The sequence below is a fragment of the uncultured Coprobacter sp. genome (genome assembly GCF_947855755.1).
Classification (GTDB): domain Bacteria; phylum Bacteroidota; class Bacteroidia; order Bacteroidales; family Coprobacteraceae; genus Coprobacter.
On record NZ_CANUAR010000008.1, the window covers coordinates 90,248 to 110,890 of the forward strand.

Sequence of the window (20,643 nt, forward strand, 5' to 3'; positions counted from 1 at the left end):
CTACCAAAAACGAAGTTCCATGCAAGCTATCGAAGTAAATAATATCAAAAAATCTTACGAAAACAAATATGCTCTCGGACAACCGGACGCTAAAGAGGGCATTTCATTTTCGGTATCTCAAGGAGAACTGTTCGGGATCATCGGGCCGGACGGTGCCGGAAAAACGAGTTTGTTCAGAATATTGACAACTCTTATCCTGCCTGACAGCGGAACAGCCTCCGTCGATGGACTGGATATAATAAAAGATTATAAAGAGATCCGTAATCGTGTCGGATATATGCCCGGTAAATTTTCTCTATATCCCGATTTATCGGTAGAAGAAAACCTGAAATTTTTCGCATCTGTCTTTCAAACTACCATTCAAGAGAATTATTATTTAATAAAAGATATTTACCAACAGATAGAGCCGTTTAAAGACAGAAAAGCCGGAGCTTTATCCGGAGGGATGAAACAGAAGCTGGCTTTAAGTTGCGCACTCATTCACAAGCCTTCGGTTCTGTTTTTAGACGAACCGACTACCGGTGTAGATCCTGTTTCCCGCAAAGAATTCTGGGAAATGCTGAAACGATTAAAAAATCAGGGTATTACAATACTCGTATCTACCCCCTACATGGATGAAGCTCGTTTGTGTGACAAAATTGCTCTAATTAAAGAGGGTAAATTCATGGAAATAGATACGCCTGAAAACATTATCGCCAGCTTTAATAAAATTTTATGGTCGGTACAAAGTAAAAAAATGTTTAAATTACTGACAGATTTACGATCTCATCCTTTTATCGACAGTTGTTTTGCATTTGGTGAAACACACCATATCACTTTAAAAAACAATGATTTAACGATAAACAATTTACATAAATGGTTACAACAAAAAGGCCACGAGGAAATCGTAATTCAGGAAATTAAGGCTTCTATAGAAGATTGTTACATGCAGCTTGCTCAAAACGGATAATATGAACGAAATTGTTATTGAAACAGAAAACCTGACTAAAACGTTCGGGAATTTTACGGCCGTAAACCACATCTCCTTCAAAGTTTTTAAAGGTGAAATTTTCGGTTTTTTAGGGGCTAACGGCGCTGGAAAAACAACCGCGATGAGAATGCTTTGCGGTCTTAGCAAACCGACTTCAGGGAAAGGAAAGGTTGCAGGGTTCGATATATACCGACAAGCCGAGAATGTAAAAGAGAATATCGGGTACATGAGTCAGAAATTTTCGCTCTACGAAGATTTAAAGGTATGGGAAAACATACGGCTTTTTGCCGGAATATACGGCATGAACGACCGTCAGATCTCCGAAAAAACAAACATACTTCTAAAACAACTCGGATTTGAAAGCGAACGGAATACTTTAGTAAAAGAACTTCCTCTCGGCTGGAAACAGAAACTTGCATTTTCGGTATCTATTTTCCATGAACCGAAAATCGTATTTCTCGATGAACCGACCGGAGGCGTAGACCCCTCAACACGACGTCAATTCTGGGAATTGATCTATCAGGCTGCCGATCGGGGAATAACCATATTCGTTACCACGCATTATATGGATGAAGCGGAATATTGCAATCGGGTCTCGATCATGGTTGACGGACGCATAGAAGCATTAGATACTCCCAAGAATTTGAAACATCAATTTAAAGCAGAAAGCATGGAAGATGTCTTCCAGCAATTAGCCCGTAAGGCAACTCGTAAAGCAGATTGATATGAGACAATTTATAGCTTTTGTACACAAAGAATTTTATCATATTTTCCGGGATATCCGGACAATGATGATTCTTCTCGGAATGCCGATTATAGAGATTATAATTTTCGGTTTTGCACTCAGTACCGATATAAAGGACATACGGGTCAGCATACTGAATCCAAATGAAGATATCGTCAGCAGAAAAATAATAGAGCGAATAGACGCCAGCGAATATTTTATCGTAGATCGCTATCTGCATACCAGTAACGAAATAGAAAAAGAGTTTAAAGAGGGCAAAGCGGATATGGTAATCGTATTCAGCGAACAGTTTAGCAGCAAATTATTGCATACCGGAGAAGCCGGCATACAAATTATTGCCGACGCAACCGATCCCAATACAGCAAAAACATTTACTCAATACGCTGCAAGTATCATTGCTGCCAGCCAACAAGAACTGGCTCTTGGCAACAATATCCCCATGCACATCACCTCAAGTATAAAATTATTATATAATCCTCAAATGAAGAGTGCATATAATTTTGTACCGGGTGTTATGGGTCTTATTCTGATGTTGATATGCGCAATGATGACATCTATATCGATTGTCCGAGAAAAGGAAATGGGTACAATGGAAGTTCTGTTGGTTTCTCCGATGAGACCTATCTTTATTATTTTGGCAAAAGCAGTTCCTTATTTCGTTCTTTCTTGCGTAAACTTGTTCACCATACTTATTTTATCGGTTTACGTTTTGCATGTTCCTATTGCCGGCAGTCTATTCTGGCTGATTATCGTATCTCTCCTTTTCATTTTCGTATCATTATCTCTCGGGTTGCTGATCTCGACTTTGACAAAGACGCAAGTAGCAGCTATGCTGGCTTCGGGGATGATATTGATGATGCCTACTATGTTACTGTCAGGAATGATATTTCCAATAGAAAGTATGCCTTCTATACTACAATGGATATCGCATATCATTCCGGCAAAATGGTATATAATGACCGTAAAAAAACTGATGATCGAAGGGGTAAATGTCTCTCTTGCATGGCAAGAAATATCGATTCTCATGTTTATGGCTATAATATTAATTACTATAAGTCTAAAGAAATTTAAAAACAGACTTGAATAATATGAAAATAAAATATCTGATAGAAAAAGAGTTCAAACAGATGATCAGGGACTCATTCATGCCGAAATTAATATTGATCTTTCCGTGTATGATGATGATACTGATGCCTTGGGCAGCAGACCTTGAAATAAAAAATATTAATCTGGGGATAGTGGATAACGACCATTCGGATTATTCCCGAAGGCTCATACACAAGATAAATGCATCCGAATATTTCCATTTAAAAGAAATATCTCCGACATATAACGAAGCCATGCAGTCGATAGAAAAAGGTTCTATCGACATTATTCTCGAAATACCGCCTTTTTTTGAAAAGGACCTCATCAAAGAAAAAAATACGAACGTGCTGATCTCCGCCAACACCGTAAACGGGACAAAAGGGGGATTGGGGAGTTCTTATATGATGGAAATAATAAACAGTTTTGCCGGAGAAATACGACAAGAGTGGCAAAATTCAAGCAATGCGGGGAATCTATCCACAACAGTAAATATTTCGGTGCAGAACCGTTTCAACCCACACTTAAATTACAAATTCTTTATGGTTCCGGCACTCATGGTAATGTTACTGACTATGCTTTGCGGATTTCTTCCGGCATTAAATATAGTAAGCGAAAAAGAAATAGGAACTATCGAGCAAATCAATGTGACTCCGGTAAGCAAATTTACATTTATCCTCGCTAAATTGATACCCTACTGGATTATTGGATTCATAGTACTAAATATATGTTTTTTATTAGCTAAAGTATTATATGGAATCTCTCCCGTTGGGAGTCTGCTCACTCTATATCTTTTTTCATTGATTTTCATCGTTTTAATCTCCGGATTCGGACTGATTATCTCAAACTATTCAAGTACTATGCAACAAGCGATGTTCGTCATGTTCTTCTTTATGATTATCTTGATTTTGTTAAGCGGGCTATTTACTCCGATTGCCAGTATGCCGAAATGGGCACAAACAATCGTTATATTCAACCCATTAAAATACTTTATCCAAGTAATGAGAGCTGTTTATCTGCGTGGAAGCGGAATAACAGAATTAATACCGCAACTGACGGCTTTATTAAGTTTTGCCGTAACGCTTAATATATGGGCGGTTCTAAGTTATCGGAAAAACTCATAAAGGACTATCTAAAGAGAAAGAAACAGATAAAGTTATTTCAATATGATATATCAAAAAACGACTGATATGGTACAAATAAAAAAATGCACATTCGAGCATATAACTCAATCATACTTTTACAAAGAGAAAAGTGTGCTTGACGGTTGCATGATAATGCAACAGACTATAAAACCGGAAGATGTACTGCTTCCTTTTCAAGTCGAAGCTTACGCTCTATTATTTTGTATCAGCGGAGAACTAAACATAATATCAGACTTAAAATCATATACTGTAACCCCAGATACATTATTTGTTCATCTCCCCAATAATATTATAAAAATAGATTGTAAAAAAGAGTGTATCATAACCGGATTGATTTTAGCACCCGACTATTTAAGAAAAAATTTTTTACAGTGGAATAAAATATCTCCTTTATTTATCCAAACAACGAACATTCCCGTAATCGACATTCCGACCAAAAGAAAAGATGAACTTATACGAACGTTGGGTAATATACAGGAACGAATGAAAACCGCCACATATTCGGAATGGAACAGAGAAGCCTATCACGCAGCCTTAAAAACATTCTTATATGACATAATCAGTTTGGCAAGTGATCCCAAATCTCTCGAAATCAAAGATGTTTACCAAAGTAGAAGCCAAGATTATTTCGCGCGTTTTATGCAATTGGTCTCGCAATACTGCAAAAAAGAGAGAAAGGTTCATTTTTATGCGTCCAAATTATGTATTTCTTCTAAATATTTATCGACTATAATAAAAGAGGTAAGCGGAAAAACTCCTTCACGATGGATAGATGAAGTCATCATGTCAGAAGCTATTTTTCTTTTAAAATATTCTAATGCAACTATCCAAGAAATAGCTTTTCAAATGAATTTCCCAAACCCGTCTTTTTTCGGTAAGTTTTTCAAACGTTACACAGGTTTTTCTCCCAAGTATTACCGAAGTAACGCGATCTCAACTATTCCATAAAGATAAGATAATTCTAAAAAGTTTCTTCTTATAAATGCAGGCCGAAAAACATAGATAAATATACTTTTTTCGGCCTGCATTCTTATTTTTTATATCCATAAAACACAGATCTACAATACTTTATAATCTTCTAATCAAATTCTAATTTCGTATAAGTATATTATAATTCATTCTGTACACTCTCCCAAATATCGAATTCTATCTTTGCCGAAAATTAAATATACAGAATGAAAAAAAATTTAATCACTTTATGTTTCTGCGGATGCCTACTTTATGGAAATGCACAACCGGAAAGTACTCAACTGTCCTTACAAAAAGCCGAGCAAATTTTCATTTCCAGAAATTTAACACTTATTGCCGAACGATATAATATCGACATTGCACAAGCAAAGATTACACAAGTCAAATTATGGGATAATCCGTCTTTATCTCTCGAACAAAACATATATAACCGATTAAACGATAAATACTTCGATGTCGGCAAAGATGGTGAAGCCAGTGTAGAGATAGAGCAAATTATCCAAATTGCAGGACAAAGAAACAAACGTATCAAATTAGAAAAGATAAATAAAGAAAATGCAAAATACCAATTTGAAGAAGTTTTGCGAACACTCAAAAGTAAACTCCGTGAAACATGTATAGAAATTTATTTCGATAATCGGTCTGTTAAAGTTTATGATACAGAAATAGCTGCGTTAAAACTTTTACTGAACACCTATCAAGAACAACATCAAAAAGGGAACTTATCTCTTCTGGAGATCTCACGACTTGAAGCATTACTCTTTTCTTTAGAGAAAGACAAAAGTGAAATTACCGCCCGGCTTATAGAAAATAAAGAGACATTGAACCTACTACTGAATTACGAGGCCGGCAAACCAATTTCTCCTATTATCGATATATCTGTAGCCGACAAATACAAATTAGAAGAAATACCCTATGATGATCTATGCCTGACATTAACGGAAAGACCTGATATAAAAATATCCCATACAGAACTACAAGCTTCAAAAGCAAATCTGAAACTCCAGAAATCAATGGCTGCCCCTGAATTCGCCGTAAAAGGGATATATGACCGAGCCGGGAATTTTATAAATAATTATTTTGCCATAGGGATAAACATATCCATTCCTTTATTTGACAGAAACCAAGGAAATATCAAGGCTGCTCGATTTGATATACAAAAGAAAATTAAAGAAAAAGATTTATCAATAGAAAAAGCCCGATCAGAAGTATATGCAACATACTCTCAATTAAAAAGAGCATTACAACTTTACCGTTCAGGAAACTCCGAACTGGAAAATAATTTCGATACATTAATATCGGGAGTAAATGAGAATTTCAAGTTACGAAATATCAATATGCTTGAATTTATCGATTACTATGAAAGCTATAAAGAGGTATGTCTGCAATTGTGCGAATCCAGAAAAAACGTTTTCCTACTTATGGAAAAGCTAAACACACTTACCGGAAAAAATATTTTCAATTATTAATTTAATGCATACAAATATGAAAGGGAAATCATCTATATTCCATATCTTACTACTTTTTGTTCTTTTTTCTTGCTCCGGGAAAAAGATAACAGAAAAGAATCCCTCATCCGGAATTATTTCTGACAGTCTGCAAGAGATTATTTCTATCGATACCGTGCAAATATATAAAATCTCAGACGAGTTGACTCTCAACGGACGAGTAACTCTCGATCCGAAACAAACGGCTCGTGTTTTTCCAATATTCGGAGGGACTATTACAGAAATAAATGCAGAAATCGGCGACTATGTAAAAAAAGGTAATACGTTGGCCATAATCCGAAGCGGAGAAGCCGCCGATTATGAAAAACAATTGAAAGACGCCGTAGAAAATGTAAAAACTGCACAAAGAAATTTACAAGCTACCGAAGACATGTTTCACTCTGGCATGACTTCAGAAAAAGATGTCATGATAGCACGACAAGAACTTACCAACGCTCATAATGAACGACAACGATTACAAGAGATTTTCTCCATATATCACATTCAGCCGAATTCATTTTACCAAATTAAAGCACCTGTAACCGGATTTATAATAGATAAAAATATCAGTAAAGGAATGCAAATACGCAACGATCAAGATGAAGATCTTTTTACTATTTCAGGACTTAATGATGTATGGATAATTGCTGATATTTATGAAAGCGATATCAATAAAATACATGAAAAAGATTCGGTAAGAATCACGACATTAGCTTATCCGGACAAAGAGTTTACGGGTATCATCGAAAAAATATCTCATATACTCGACCCGGAAAGTAAAACAATGAATGCCAGAATTGAACTCAAAAATATAGATCATATCCTTAAACCTGGTATGTTTACCAATATTCATGTGCAATCGACTCTTTTTGAAAAATCAATGCCCCGCATCGATACTCAGGCTCTAATTTTTGAAAACGGTAAAAATTATGTTATTGCCATAACTCCCGATAATCGTACGAAAATCAAGGAAATAGAAATATACAAACAATCCGGGAAATATTGTTATTTAAGTTCAGGTCTAAACGAAGGCGAAAAAATTATCACCCAAAATGCTCTTTTGGTGTACAATGCTTTAAAAGCTAACTAAAAAACATTACTATGCATAAATTCATAGATAACATCATTGCATTCTCTCTAAAGAATAAATTTTTTATTTTTTTCTTGACATTTCTTGCTGTCGTCATCGGAGCTGTTTCCTTCAAACATACTCCGGTAGATGCATTTCCTGACGTAACGAACACGAAAGTAACGATTATCACCCAATGGCCGGGAAGAAGTGCTGAAGAAATAGAAAAATTCATCACTATTCCGATAGAAATAGCGATGAATCCAGTACAACAAAAAACCGACATTCGATCTACTACATTATTCGGATTATCAGTCATCAACGTGATGTTCGATGATGATGCAGATGATTTTACGGCACGACAACAAGTATATAATTTGTTAAACGATGCAGATCTTCCGGAAGGGGTAACACCAGAAGTACAACCCCTATACGGACCTACCGGAGAAATCTTTCGTTACACTTTACGAAGCGATAAAAAAAATATCCGAGAGTTAAAAACAATTCAAGATTGGATTATCGACCGTAACCTCCGTTCTGTGCCTGGAGTTGCCGATATTGTCAGTTTCGGAGGAGAAGTTAAAACTTTCGAAGTAAGTGTAAATCCTCATCAACTAAAAAACTACGGTATTTCATCGTTAGAATTATTTGATGCCATCGCAAACAGTAATATCAATGTAGGAGGAGATATAATAACCAAGAGTTCTCAAGCCTATGTGGTTCGTGGAATCGGGTTAATCAACGACATGGACGAGATCAAAAACATTGTCGTAAAAAATATAAACGGAACTCCTATTTTAGTAAAACACCTGGCTGAAGTACACGAATCGTGCCTACCTCGTTTAGGACAAGTAGGACGCATGAACGAGAACGATGTGGTAGAAGGCATTGTCATTATGCGAAAAAATGAAAATCCCAAAGAAGTCATCGATGCGCTGAAAAAAAAGATCTCTTATATCAATGAAAACATATTACCTAAAGATGTAGAAATAGTATCATTTTATGATAGAGAGAATCTGGTAAATCTTGCAGTCAATACGGTAACTCACAATCTCATCGAGGGGATATTGTTAGTTACTTTTATCGTTTTGATATTTATGGCAGATTGGCGTACTACCGTTATTGTCGGGATCGTGATACCTCTGGCTCTTTTATTTGCCTTTATCTGTCTTCGTATAATGGGTATGTCTGCAAATCTTCTATCTATGGGAGCAATCGATTTCGGGATTATCATAGACGGAGCAGTCGTAATGGTAGAAGGAATTTTCGTTGCATTAGACCGTAAAGCAAAAGAAAGTGGAATGACTGCATTTAACAGAATGTCTAAAATGGGGTTGATCCGAAACATTTCCAAAGAAAAGGCTAAAGCCGTCTTCTTTTCAAAACTAATCATTATCACGGCACTAATTCCGATTTTCTCTTTCCAAAAAGTAGAAGGAAAAATGTTTTCTCCCCTCGCCTATACACTTGGCTTTGCTCTATTGGGAGCTTTAATATTCACTTTGACTTTAGTACCGGTACTATCTTCAATACTGCTGAAAAAAAACGTAAAAGAAAAAGAAAACCGATTTGTTCGTTTTATCAAAGAAAAAGCCGCTTCTTTCTTTGAAAAGTGCCACTTCTACAAAAAAACCACGATTGGAATTGCAAGTGTTTTTGCACTTTTCGGATTATGGTGCTTTACATTACTCGGGACAGAGTTTCTTCCGCAATTGAATGAAGGCTCTATCTACATCCGGGCAACTTTGCCTCAAAGTATTTCTCTAAATGAATCGGTAAAGCTGGCAAATGAGATGAGAAAAGAGCTGAAAAATTACCCTGAAGTACGACAGGTTATGTCACAAACCGGACGTCCTAATGATGGGACAGATGCAACCGGTTTTTACAATATAGAATTTCATGTGGATATTCATCCCGAAAAAGAATGGAAAAGTAAACTTTCTAAAGCGGAACTTATTGAAAAAATGCAAAAGGATCTGAGCAGATATCCCGGAATAGATTTCAATTTTTCTCAACCTATTACCGACAATGTAGAAGAAGCCGCTTCCGGAGTAAAGGGTTCAATTGCTGTAAAAGTTTTTGGCAAAGATCTCTATTATTCTGAACAAAAGGCTTCTCAAATCAGCAATATATTAAAAACCGTAAATGGAATAGAAGATGTAGGAGTAATCAGAAACATAGGACAGCCAGAATTAAGAATAGAGCTGAATGAACAAAAACTTGCCCGTTACGGAGTATCGAAAGAGAATGTTCAAAGTATTATAGAAATGGCTATTGGAGGCAAATCGGCATCGACCTTATACGAAGAAGAAAAAAAATTTAACATCATGGTACGCTATAAAGAAGAATTTAGACAAAATGAAGACGAAATAGGAAAAATTCTCGTTCAAGCAATGGACGGAACAATGATCCCCATAAAAGAATTAGCAGAAATAAAAACAATCACAGGACCTCTGCTTATATTTCGAGATAATCATGCCCGATTCTGTGCGGTCAAATTCTCGGTGCGAGGAAGAGATATGGGAAGTGCTGTTGCCGAAGCACAAAAGAAAATAAACGAACAAGTCGTTTTACCCGAAGGTTATACATTAAAATGGACAGGTGATTTCGAAAATCAACAACGTGCATCCAAACGATTAGCCCAAGTCGTTCCTATCAGCATCATTATTATATTTATCATTCTATTTATTTTATTTTCCAATGCACGAGATGCCGGACTTGTCTTACTCAATGTTCCGTTCGCTGCTGCAGGCGGAATAATAGCTCTTCTGTTGACCGATTTCAATTTTTCCATATCTGCCGGAATCGGATTTATAGCTTTGTTCGGAATATGTATTCAAAACGGCGTTATTATGATTTCGGACATCAAACAAAACATTAAAACTCGGCTGCCTCTTCAGGATGCAGTAAAATCAAGTATGCGTTCCCGAATACGTCCTGTAATAATGACTGCTGCTATGGCAGCAATAGGATTAATGCCAGCTGCACTGAGTCATGGCATAGGATCTGAATCACAACGACCATTGGCAATTGTAATAATCGGGGGATTGGTCAGTGCAACCATCTTCGCTCTTTTTGTTTTCCCGCTAATAATCGAATGTTTTTATCAAAAAATGTTATATGACAACAACGGCAATCTTAGACAAAGACGATTGTAATTTGTTATATTTGCGATGATATACAAAGGTAACTACATAAAACAGACATGGCTTATATACTTTTAGCTGAAGACGAAATAAATATCGCCTCATTTATTGAACGGGGGCTTCAAGAATCCGGACATACGGTTTATACTGTTCATGACGGAATTTCTGCATGGAAAGCTATACAACAAGAACAATATGATATATTGATTCTGGATATTATAATGCCACAAATGAACGGGTTGGAAGTTTGTAAAAAATTCAGGCAAACAGAAGGATACCGAACTCCCATTCTTTTACTTACGGCATTAGGGACAAGTGACGATATTGTCTCCGGACTGGAGGCTGGGGCTGATGACTATTTAGTAAAACCCTTTAACTTTCAAGAGCTCGGAGCTCGTGTCAAAGCACTTGTTAGGCGAAGCTGCAATGACAAGAGCGCACAAACACTGACCTGTGCAGATCTGGTATTGAATTGCAACACCAGAAAAGCTCAACGAGGAACTCGAGAAATAGAACTTACGGTAAAGGAATACCGTCTGTTAGAATATTTTCTCCAGAATCAGGGATGTGTACTTTCAAGAATGAATCTATTAAAAAACGTATGGGATAAAAATTTCGACCCTAACACCAATATTGTGGATGTATATGTCAACTATTTAAGAGCAAAAATAGATAAAGATTTCGATAAAAAACTCATACATACGGTAATGGGTACTGGTTACATTATGGAAGCGCATTAGACAAAACATGAAAATAGGTCACAAAATAGCATTATTTTATACAACGACTACAGTAAGTATTATTACGGTTATCGTGATTATTTTCTATTTTTTTACAACACGGTACATTAATACATTGTATTACTCTTATCTTGTTGATAAAGCTTATATAACTGCTCAAAAACATTGGGAAAAAGACGAAGTAGACGAATCGAGTTACCAAATTATTCAAAAAAAATACAATGAGTTACTCCCCCTCGCTCATGAAATATTATTGAATGCAGACAGTATTTCATCAGCTGAAGATTCATTACAATTATTTCTTTCTGCAGATCAGATTCAAAAGCTTTTCACAAAAACTCCCATTACATTTAAACATGGTAAACAATTAGGTGCAGCCTTATATTATCCGGATAATGAAGGAAATTTTATTGTCATAATTTTATCGGAAAATCATTATGGCGACAATATCATTGACCATATTCTAATATTAATGATTATATTAATATTCTTCAGTGTAATTTTGATCTATCTTACCGGAAGAATTTACTCAAATCGAATACTTGCCCCCCTACAGAATTTATTAAAAGAATTAAAACGAATACGTGGAAATAATCTGAACATAAGACTTAAAAGAACTGATAACAACGACGAATTGGATACATTGATACAGACATTAAATGAAATGTTGGATCGCATCGACACAGCTTTCAAATCGGAAAAAGCATTCATAAACAACGCTTCTCACGAATTAAACAATCCGATTACGGCAATTCAGGGCGAATGTGAAATCAGCTTAATGAAAAAACGTTCTGTAGAAGAATATATCGCAGCATTACAACGAATAATGACCGAAAGTAAACGCATATCCCGATTAACTCAAAATTTGTTATCTCTTTCTCATCAAGAAGAAGAGATGCAAATGCGCCCATCAGAATTGATTTTCTTGGGATACTGGTTAAAAGAACGTTTCACAGATAATGACCGCATACAACTTCTACTCAACGAAAAATGTTATGATATAACAGTCGAAGCAAATTCTGAATTGCTGGAAATAGCACTCCGGAATATTATTGATAATGCTTGTAAATATTCGGGAAATAAAACCGTCCAGATACGTCTATTCTATGATTCTTCAAAAAAAATAATAGAAATAACCGATCATGGTATCGGTATACCACAAGAAGAGATCAACCACATTTTCCAGTCTTTTTACAGAGCATCCAATGCTCGGGAATATCCCGGATACGGAATAGGACTAAGCCTTTCTTTAAAAATATTGTCTTATTATGGAGGAAAAGTAGAAATATCATCCGAATTGAATAAATATACAATATTTTCTATAATTTTCGAATAATATTTGAATATAACCCGACTACGATTTATAACATAAAATACCTTTTAATCAGAAATAAACAAGTTTCTATCTCAAATCTTTACTTTAAAAATTCCAGATCAAATAAAAATAAAAGCTGTAAAATAGCTCATTGAAAACTCACAATTAAAAAATAATGATAAATGTCCGAAGCGGACAAAACAATATTCTCTAAAATTACCTAAGCTTTTGGAGTTTTACCGACAAAACTTTTTTCTTTAGCCTGAAGATTGTATTTTTGCATATACATTGAAACACAGACCAAACAAAATGACAATGAAAAAAACTATTTGTATGATAATAGCCGCAGCTACATTTTCAACATCTGTCGAAATATCGGCAGCTGAAAAAAATTTCTATTCGGTTGAAAAATTTGCAGATCTGGAAATACTTCGTTACAAAGTTCCGGGATTTGAAGACTTGACACCTAAACAAAAAGAATTAGTCTATTATCTTTCTCAAGCTGCATTGCAAGGACGAGATATTTTATATGATCAAAACGGAAAATGGAATCTGGCTATCCGTCGGACTCTCGAGGCTGTTTATACCCAATATAAAGGAGACAGAAACAGTAAAGATTTTAAAGCTTTGGAAAAATATCTGAAACAAGTATGGTTTGCCAATGGAATACACCACCACTATTCTACGGATAAATTTAAACCGGAATTCAGCCAAAAATTTTTCGTTCAAGCTGTCAGTTCTATTCCCGCTCAAACTTTACCATTAAAAAATGGAGAAAGCATTAAATATTTACTGAACGACATCACTCCGGTAATGTTTAACCCCAAGATCATGACAAAACGGGTAAATCAGGCCGAAGGAGAGGATCTCGTCGCTACTTCTGCAGGGAATTATTATGACGGTGTCACACAGGCCGAAGCCGAAGCTTTTTATAATAACATGAAAAATCCTGCCGATCCCACTCCTATCTCATACGGATTGAACAGCCGTCTGGTTAAACGGAATGGAAAAATTCAAGAACAAGTTTATAAAGTCGGAGGTCGTTATTCCGAAGCTTTAGAAAAAGTCGTATATTGGCTTAAAAAAGCTGCTGCCGTTGCAGAAAACGACCAACAAAAAGCTGTAATCGAAAAACTGATTTCTTATAATAAAAGCGGCAACTTAAAAGAATTTGACGAATACGCAATCCTTTGGGTCGGAGATTTGAACTCTGACATTGATTTTGTAAACGGATTTACCGAAACTTACGGAGATCCTCTCGGGATGAAAGCCAGCTGGGAAGCATTGGTTAATTTTAAAAATAAAGAAGCTTCAAGACGTACCGAGATCATCAGCAACAACGCTCAATGGTTTGAAAGCAACTCTCCCGTAGATAATCGGTTTAAAAAAGAAAATGTGAAAGGCGTATCGGCAAAAGTAATCACCGCAGCTATTCTTGGAGGAGATTCTTATCCCTCTACCGCTATCGGAATCAATCTTCCGAACTCCAACTGGATACGTCACGATCACGGTTCAAAATCCGTAACGATCGAAAATATTACAGACGCTTATGATAAAGCAGCACAAGGAAATGGGTTTGCAGAAGAATTCGTATGGAGCGATACTGAACGTAATTGGATAGAAAAATACGGATTTCAAGCCGATAATTTGCATACCGACCTGCATGAATGTCTCGGACATGCTTCCGGGAAATTACTTCCGGGTACAGATCCCGATGCATTAAAAGCCTATACATCTACTCTCGAAGAAGCACGAGCAGATTTATTTGCCCTCTATTATATCGCCGACCCGAAAATAGTATCTCTTGGATTGCTACCCACAGCAGATGCCTATAAGTCGGAATACTATAAATACATGATGAACGGCCTTATGACTCAGCTGACCCGTATCGCTCCCGGTAAAAACATCGAAGAAGCGCACATGCGTAATCGACAATTGATCGCAGCTTGGGTATTGGAAAAAGGTGCTCAGGATAAAGTTGTAGAATTTAAAAAGAAAAACGGAAAGACATTTGTCGTTATAAACGATTACAACAAAATGAGGACATTACTGGGCGAATTGTTGGCAGAAATACAACGCATCAAATCTACGGGAGATTATGAAGCCGGAAAGAATCTTGTGGAAACTTATGCCGTAAAAGTAGATCCCGATCTTCATAAAGAAGTATTAGCCCGTTATGAGAAATTGAACATTGCTCCGTATAAGGGGTTCATTAATCCTGTATATACCCCCGTAAAAGATAGTAACGGAAATATCACAGATGTAAAAATCTCATACGATGAAGGGTATTCTGAACAAATGTTACGATATTCAAAAGACTATTCCCCTCTACCTACTTATAATGATTAAAACTCATAAACAATAATATGGAAAACGGATAATTTCAATTATGAGATTATCCGTTTTTTATATTTTATATCAAGTAAAAATAAAAATTCTACGTACCTTTGAAAAAAGCTATTTTACATCTTAACTTTTATGGAGGAAACTTTACGGGAAATCAAAAAACGATTCAGAATGGCAATGAACGGAATCGTTTCTACAAGTATGCGAGAAAAAGGAATGGAATACCGAATTAATTTCGGTCTTACCCTTCCATTGATACGCAATATCGCAGAATCATATACACCCAATGCAAAATTAGCTCAATATCTTTGGAAAGAACAAATAAGAGAATCGAAAATGTTAGCTACATGGCTATATCCTGCAAATGAGATGAATCCTGATATAGCTCAACAATGGGCTGAAGAAATTCCCTACCCGGAAATTGCAGATATTTGTTGCATGAATTTATTTATCAAACTCCCGTTCGCAATACAAAAAGCAAGCGAATGGGTCACATCGGACAAAGAAATTCTTCGCTATACAGGATACCAGTTATTCAACCGGTTAATGATGCAAAACAGGTATCCGGACAAAGCGGCAGAAGAAAATCTCATATCCTCAGTTTTAAACCAAGACGACCGGGAAATCTCCTCAATACGAATAGCGGCACTCAATTGCATAAAACGACTGATGCACCGAGATCTTCAAACAGCAGAACATACAGCCGACATATTTCGCCATATATACGAAACAGGAAACGACAAACAAAAAAGATTTGCAGAAGAGATCTTCCTGGAATATGAATTTTGCAAAGACACTCTTTTTCCGACGCAAGATAAATGAACTAATGTTTCATTGTTCTTGTTATAAAAATTAATTATCTTTGTCCTGTTTCCTACAAATGACACCATGCCGGAAGATAAAACGAAAGAAATCGTAAGACAAAAACTTACTCAATATTTAGAAGCGAAAGGTCATCGCAAAACTCCTGAGCGCTATGCCATATTGGATAAGATATATTCGACGAACGAACATTTCGATGTTGATTCGCTTTATGACATTATGTCTCAAAGCGAATATCGGGTAAGCCGGGCAACCATTTACAATACCGTAGACTTACTTGTCGATGCCGGCCTGATAAGGAAACATCAATTCGGCTACAATCCCGCTCAATACGAAAAATCGTATAATATGGTCAGCCATCATCACCTGATCTGTACAAAATGCGGGAAAGTACAGGAAGTGAAAGATCAAGAACTATTGAATGTATTGGCAAACAAAAAATTCGGGAAATTTACAACTTCATATTATGCCTTGTATGTATATGGCCTATGTAACCGTTGCAATCAGGCAGAACGAAAAAAATCATCTCGTAAATAACCCTTATTTTTTCAAGAACAAGAAAGTTTATATAAAATTAGGTATATACGTATGAAAGTAGATGTGCTATTAGGTTTACAATGGGGCGACGAAGGTAAAGGAAAAGTAGTCGATGTGCTAACCCCTAAGTATGACGTTATCACCCGTTTTCAAGGAGGTCCAAATGCGGGACACACTTTGGAGTTCGACGGTCAAAAATATGTACTCCGCTCTATTCCTTCAGGTATTTTTCAAGGCGGAAAAGTAAATGTAATCGGCAATGGAGTAGTTCTTGACCCGGTTCTTTTCAAACAGGAAGCCGAAGCTCTGGCAGCCAGTGGACATGACCTGACACAAAGATTATACATTTCGAAGAAAGCACATCTTATACTCCCGACTCATCGTATATTAGACGCAGCATACGAAGCTGCTAAAGGCGACTCTAAAATCGGAACGACAGGTAAAGGCATCGGTCCTACTTATACCGATAAAGTAAGCCGCAACGGATTGCGAGTAGGCGATTTATTACACGACTTCGAAACGAAGTATGCCAAAGCTAAAGCTCGGCACGAATCTATTTTGAAATCGCTTAATTATCAATATAATATTACAGAACTCGAAAATCAATGGTTCGAAGCTCTGAAATATCTGAAAAAATTTAATCTTATCGACAGCGAACACGTTGTAAACAGGTTTTTGAAAGAGGGTAAATCTGTTCTTGCAGAAGGAGCACAAGGGACTCTGTTAGATGTCGATTTCGGTTCATATCCTTTTGTTACTTCTTCAAATACCATTTGTGCCGGCGCTTGTACGGGACTCGGCATAGCACCCAACAAAATCGGAAATGTTTACGGTATTTTCAAGGCATATTGTACTCGTGTAGGAAGCGGACCTTTCCCCACAGAATTATTCGACGAAACAGGCGAAAAAATGTGTACAATCGGACATGAATTCGGAGCTGTAACCGGACGTAAGCGTCGTTGCGGATGGATAGATCTCGTTGCCTTGAAATATGCCATTATGATAGACGGTGTTACACACCTCATCATGATGAAAAGCGATGTGCTCGATACATTCGAAACAATCAAAGCCTGTGTCGCTTACAAAATCGATGGTAAAGAAACAGATGAATTTCCTTTTGAAATCAATGATTCTATCGAACCGGTATATGTAGAACTCCCGGGATGGAAATGCGATATGACCAAAATGCAAAGTGAAGACGAATTCCCGGAAGAATTTAACGCTTATATCGCTTTCTTAGAAGAAGAACTGCAAGTTCCTATTAAAATCGTTTCGGTAGGTCCCGACCGTGAACAAACGATCGTAAGATATACAGAAGAATAAAATAGTTTTTCAAACGCAAACGGGCGGGATTTGATCCCGCCCGTTTGCGTTTGAATCATTCACGCCCACCGAATCTCACCAGCTTGAATACCCGTTCATTGAAATCGGAGTTTTTCAATAAATCTTCTATCGTAATATGTATACGATAACGCCAATAATTGCGAGGATCAGACGGAACATTTATCCTCTCTTCCACAGGATTATTACGACGTATATTTCCATCAATCGAAAGCCAGTCTTGTAACGGAATGATAGCCAACATAGAAGGCGAATGCATGTGCATAGCCAGAATTTTCTCACATATCCACGGTTCACAATAATAAGGTGCTTCTCCTTGCTCCTGCAATATATAATTATAGTACCGTTGAGTTTTGCCCCTGTCTTCCTCCCACCATGCCCTAATTCCGGACATATCATGCGTGGAAGTAGTGCATACCGACAAGTACGGATAATTAGCAACATCTCCGAACTCTTTATCCGGATTTTTCGGCATTCTTTGTATTTCGAGTGACAGAATCTGCAACGCATTCATTACTTCAGGTACAGATTGCGGTATCATACCCAGATCCTCGCCACACACCAACATTCCGGTCGAAGATATCAACGGTGGTAGCTTCTTCATTGCTTCATTTTTCCAGAAAGCATCTTGCCTATGGTAAAAAAAGTCAACATACAACCGGTCATAACACCATCTCTCATAATCGGTCAAAGATTTATAGCTATATGTTTGCCGGGCAGAGATACATGGATGATACTTCCTTTTCTGATAAGGATCTTCTACAAACAAAATTTCATCTGTTAATGCAAAAAGTCCGGATTTTATCTTTAGACTCTTCTCATCACTTTTACCACAAAAATGGTTTTCTATTTTTCTTTGCGTATTGAAATCGAGACTCAGTGCATATATTCCATATCCGCATTCAAGCAAATAATCATGTATTACCTCTCCTGTATATTCACCGAACATATCTTGTAACATATATTCCCGAATATACGGGCGAGCATGCCGATGTTCATCGAAATAAAATCCATAAGACTGTAATTCTTCTATCGAAAAAGGAATAGCCGGATTAAAATGCCCCAATACTCCCTGTATGGCACTTTCGGGAATTTCCCAGATTCTGAAAAAACCCAATATATGATCTATGCGATATGCATCGAAATATTCTGCCATTTTGCGAAAACGGGCTTTCCACCAAGTATAACCGTCTTTAGCCATCTCGTCCCAATTATATGTCGGAAATCCCCAATTTTGACCTTCTACGGAAAAATCATCAGGCGGAGCTCCGGCCTGCGAATCCATATAAAACAAATCGGGGTGAGACCATGCATCCACACTATCCCGACTTACCCCGATAGGAATATCGCCTTTAAGTACTACACCTTTCGCATGAGCATAATCCCTGACTTCAAGAAGCTGTATATGTAAGTGATACTGAACAAAATAGTAAAAACTGACTTTATCATAATAAATATTCCCATGTGCACAGAATTCGGCTATATCATCCGAGTTGAAAACCGAATACATCTTCCATTTCCTAAAGTCCGGAGTTTCATAAATATCACGCAAACAACAATAAGCAGCATAAGGCTCAAGCCATTCTCTGTTAGCCTTAAAGAACTCTTTAAAACCAGATGAATTCAATGTTTTTTTCCCTGACTGCAAAAAAATGGCTTTTAAATACTCCCATTTCATAAGAGTTACTCGTTCATAATCAACCTCCGGTAAGGCATTCAATTCTGTTGCAAGTTTTTCATATGCAACCATAGAATCACTATCTCTCAATCGATCTATCACCGTTACTCGTAAATATGCCGGATGAAGAGCAAAAATAGAATTCGCCCTATAAGGATATGAATCGAGCCAAGTATGACTCATTGTAGTATCGTTAACCGGAAGTACCTGAATAAATCTTTGACCTGTTTGTACAGCCCAATCGATCATCTTCTTCAAATCAAGGAACTCTCCGATTCCCCAACTTTCTTCTGAACGTAATGAGAAAACCGGAATTGCAACTCCTGCCCCTCTCCAGTCCGGTAAAGGAAGTTTCCATTTAAAACCGGAAAAAACGATATTTTCACCCGACTCCAAATGGGGAATCTCTAAGACTCTATTATTCCCGGATTCCCATGCAACAATATTACGGGAATCTTTCTTCATGACCAAAAATTTATATTCTACGGGATGTTTTAAAGATGATGCATCCAACACTGCCTTCCACAAAGGGAAATGCGCATCATTCATAATAATAGCATCCTTGATACTCCATGCTTCCGATGTCATCGTCCCAGTCAAAGCCACAACCTCATCCGGACGAACAGAGGGTGCATACATCTGTAACGTTACGGCAGTTGAATATGAAGGCAAAATTTCAGAATCTGTTCGATGACGTGCCAAAATTACCTTATTAAAAGCAGAAGAATAAAATGAACTGTCGGCAGGCATATTCTGCCAAACATCATATAAATAATAAGTATGATTTAACGCCGACGGTATAAAAGAGCGAGGTTCACCCCACTCTTTGTCATAAGGCTGACCATATTCTTTTACTAAATAACGATAATCAAATCCGGAGGATGAGTCTTGTAGATTCAGTATTAAAGACCATATTCCATCTCCTTCATACCGCATCGGTACAGCATTTTTCTCCTCAAAATTACCAAGAGACGAATGACTGCCCGTCACATAAAGTTCTTGTCCCCAACGGGTACGATATTCTATTTTAAATACTATTTTCATAGCTATTCATTTTAATCATTAGCTCGTTATGAAGTTACGAATTTATTCAAAACCGATAATTATATCCCAGCCCAAAAATAAAATTCTTTCTTTCAAATATTGTTAAGAGCCTGTTTAAATTTTTATCCGAAATGAAATAATATAACTTTCCAAAAGATTTAAAACAGGATCGTAAGTTCAAACAAAAAAAGACGAACACATGTTCG

The 20,643-nt window shown here is 36.8% G+C and carries 14 protein-coding genes and 1 pseudogene; 14 read left to right on the forward strand and 1 reads right to left on the reverse strand.

Annotation, left to right across the window (positions count from 1 at the left end):
* Positions 1 to 19: 19 nt before the first annotated feature.
* From Q0093_RS06520 to Q0093_RS06585, 14 genes and pseudogenes are all read left to right on the forward strand, one after another.
* Positions 20 to 949: an ABC transporter ATP-binding protein gene (locus Q0093_RS06520; RefSeq protein ID WP_297929149.1), complete on the forward strand. Its 930-nt coding sequence runs from the start codon at positions 20 to 22 to the stop codon at positions 947 to 949.
* Positions 930 to 1,694, forward strand: a pseudogene (locus Q0093_RS06525) (ABC transporter ATP-binding protein); the annotation flags it as partial. The gene Q0093_RS06520 and the pseudogene Q0093_RS06525, both read left to right, overlap by 20 nt.
* A 1-nt stretch (position 1,695) precedes the next feature.
* Positions 1,696 to 2,802 carry an ABC transporter permease gene (locus Q0093_RS06530; protein ID WP_294178511.1) on the forward strand — a complete coding sequence of 369 codons (1,107 nt, stop codon included), beginning with the start codon at positions 1,696 to 1,698 and terminating at the stop codon, positions 2,800 to 2,802.
* A gap of 1 nt (position 2,803) precedes the next feature.
* On the forward strand, positions 2,804 to 3,922 hold the full coding sequence (locus Q0093_RS06535) for an ABC transporter permease (protein ID WP_297929116.1): 1,119 nt from the start codon (positions 2,804 to 2,806) through the stop codon (positions 3,920 to 3,922).
* 66 nt (positions 3,923 to 3,988) lie between these two features.
* A complete protein-coding gene (locus Q0093_RS06540) occupies positions 3,989 to 4,891 on the forward strand; it encodes a helix-turn-helix transcriptional regulator (protein WP_294178508.1) in 903 nt (300 codons plus the stop codon).
* Positions 4,892 to 5,118: 227 nt separating this feature from the next.
* Entirely contained in the window at positions 5,119 to 6,381 is a 1,263-nt protein-coding gene (locus Q0093_RS06545) for a TolC family protein (protein ID WP_297929118.1), read from the forward strand.
* A 16-nt stretch (positions 6,382 to 6,397) separates the two neighbouring features.
* Entirely contained in the window at positions 6,398 to 7,489 is a 1,092-nt protein-coding gene (locus Q0093_RS06550) for an efflux RND transporter periplasmic adaptor subunit (RefSeq protein ID WP_297929120.1), read from the forward strand.
* Positions 7,490 to 7,500: 11 nt separating this feature from the next.
* Positions 7,501 to 10,626, forward strand: coding sequence for a CusA/CzcA family heavy metal efflux RND transporter (locus Q0093_RS06555; protein WP_297929122.1), 3,126 nt, complete (start codon positions 7,501 to 7,503; stop codon positions 10,624 to 10,626).
* A 47-nt stretch (positions 10,627 to 10,673) separates the two neighbouring features.
* Entirely contained in the window at positions 10,674 to 11,354 is a 681-nt protein-coding gene (locus Q0093_RS06560; protein ID WP_297929124.1) for a response regulator transcription factor, read from the forward strand.
* A gap of 7 nt (positions 11,355 to 11,361) precedes the next feature.
* A complete protein-coding gene (locus Q0093_RS06565; protein ID WP_297929126.1) occupies positions 11,362 to 12,690 on the forward strand; it encodes a HAMP domain-containing sensor histidine kinase in 1,329 nt (442 codons plus the stop codon).
* Positions 12,691 to 13,002: 312 nt separating this feature from the next.
* The gene (locus Q0093_RS06570; RefSeq protein ID WP_297929127.1) at positions 13,003 to 15,018 is read left to right on the forward strand and encodes a dihydrofolate reductase; all 2,016 of its coding nucleotides are present in this window, start codon (positions 13,003 to 13,005) and stop codon (positions 15,016 to 15,018) included.
* A 129-nt stretch (positions 15,019 to 15,147) separates the two neighbouring features.
* On the forward strand, positions 15,148 to 15,837 hold the full coding sequence (locus Q0093_RS06575) for a DNA alkylation repair protein (RefSeq protein ID WP_297929129.1): 690 nt from the start codon (positions 15,148 to 15,150) through the stop codon (positions 15,835 to 15,837).
* 66 nt (positions 15,838 to 15,903) lie between these two features.
* Positions 15,904 to 16,374 carry a Fur family transcriptional regulator gene (locus tag Q0093_RS06580; RefSeq protein ID WP_122337082.1) on the forward strand — a complete coding sequence of 157 codons (471 nt, stop codon included), beginning with the start codon at positions 15,904 to 15,906 and terminating at the stop codon, positions 16,372 to 16,374.
* Between the two features lie 51 nt (positions 16,375 to 16,425).
* Complete coding sequence (locus Q0093_RS06585) at positions 16,426 to 17,697, forward strand: adenylosuccinate synthase (protein WP_297929132.1); 1,272 nt, start codon at positions 16,426 to 16,428, stop codon at positions 17,695 to 17,697.
* Between the two features lie 55 nt (positions 17,698 to 17,752).
* Here the strand turns inward: Q0093_RS06585 and Q0093_RS06590 are convergent, their stop codons facing one another.
* Positions 17,753 to 20,437, reverse strand: a complete 2,685-nt coding sequence (locus Q0093_RS06590) for a 4-alpha-glucanotransferase (RefSeq protein WP_297929133.1) — start codon at positions 20,435 to 20,437, stop codon at positions 17,753 to 17,755.
* Positions 20,438 to 20,643 lie beyond the last annotated feature (206 nt).

Bases quoted from the DNA above. Each gene is read 5' to 3' on its own strand.
- Q0093_RS06520 (WP_297929149.1), top strand. From the start codon at position 20: ATGCAAGCTATCGAAGTAAATAATATCAAAAAATCTTACGAAAACAAA.
- Q0093_RS06530 (WP_294178511.1), top strand. From the start codon at position 1,696: ATGAGACAATTTATAGCTTTTGTACACAAAGAATTTTATCATATTTTC.
- Q0093_RS06535 (WP_297929116.1), top strand. From the start codon at position 2,804: ATGAAAATAAAATATCTGATAGAAAAAGAGTTCAAACAGATGATCAGG.
- Q0093_RS06540 (WP_294178508.1), top strand. From the start codon at position 3,989: ATGGTACAAATAAAAAAATGCACATTCGAGCATATAACTCAATCATAC.
- Q0093_RS06545 (WP_297929118.1), top strand. From the start codon at position 5,119: ATGAAAAAAAATTTAATCACTTTATGTTTCTGCGGATGCCTACTTTAT.
- Q0093_RS06550 (WP_297929120.1), top strand. From the start codon at position 6,398: ATGAAAGGGAAATCATCTATATTCCATATCTTACTACTTTTTGTTCTT.
- Q0093_RS06555 (WP_297929122.1), top strand. From the start codon at position 7,501: ATGCATAAATTCATAGATAACATCATTGCATTCTCTCTAAAGAATAAA.
- Q0093_RS06560 (WP_297929124.1), top strand. From the start codon at position 10,674: ATGGCTTATATACTTTTAGCTGAAGACGAAATAAATATCGCCTCATTT.
- Q0093_RS06565 (WP_297929126.1), top strand. From the start codon at position 11,362: ATGAAAATAGGTCACAAAATAGCATTATTTTATACAACGACTACAGTA.
- Q0093_RS06570 (WP_297929127.1), top strand. From the start codon at position 13,003: ATGATAATAGCCGCAGCTACATTTTCAACATCTGTCGAAATATCGGCA.
- Q0093_RS06575 (WP_297929129.1), top strand. From the start codon at position 15,148: ATGGAGGAAACTTTACGGGAAATCAAAAAACGATTCAGAATGGCAATG.
- Q0093_RS06580 (WP_122337082.1), top strand. From the start codon at position 15,904: ATGCCGGAAGATAAAACGAAAGAAATCGTAAGACAAAAACTTACTCAA.
- Q0093_RS06585 (WP_297929132.1), top strand. From the start codon at position 16,426: ATGAAAGTAGATGTGCTATTAGGTTTACAATGGGGCGACGAAGGTAAA.
- Q0093_RS06590 (WP_297929133.1), bottom strand. From the start codon at position 20,437: ATGAAAATAGTATTTAAAATAGAATATCGTACCCGTTGGGGACAAGAA.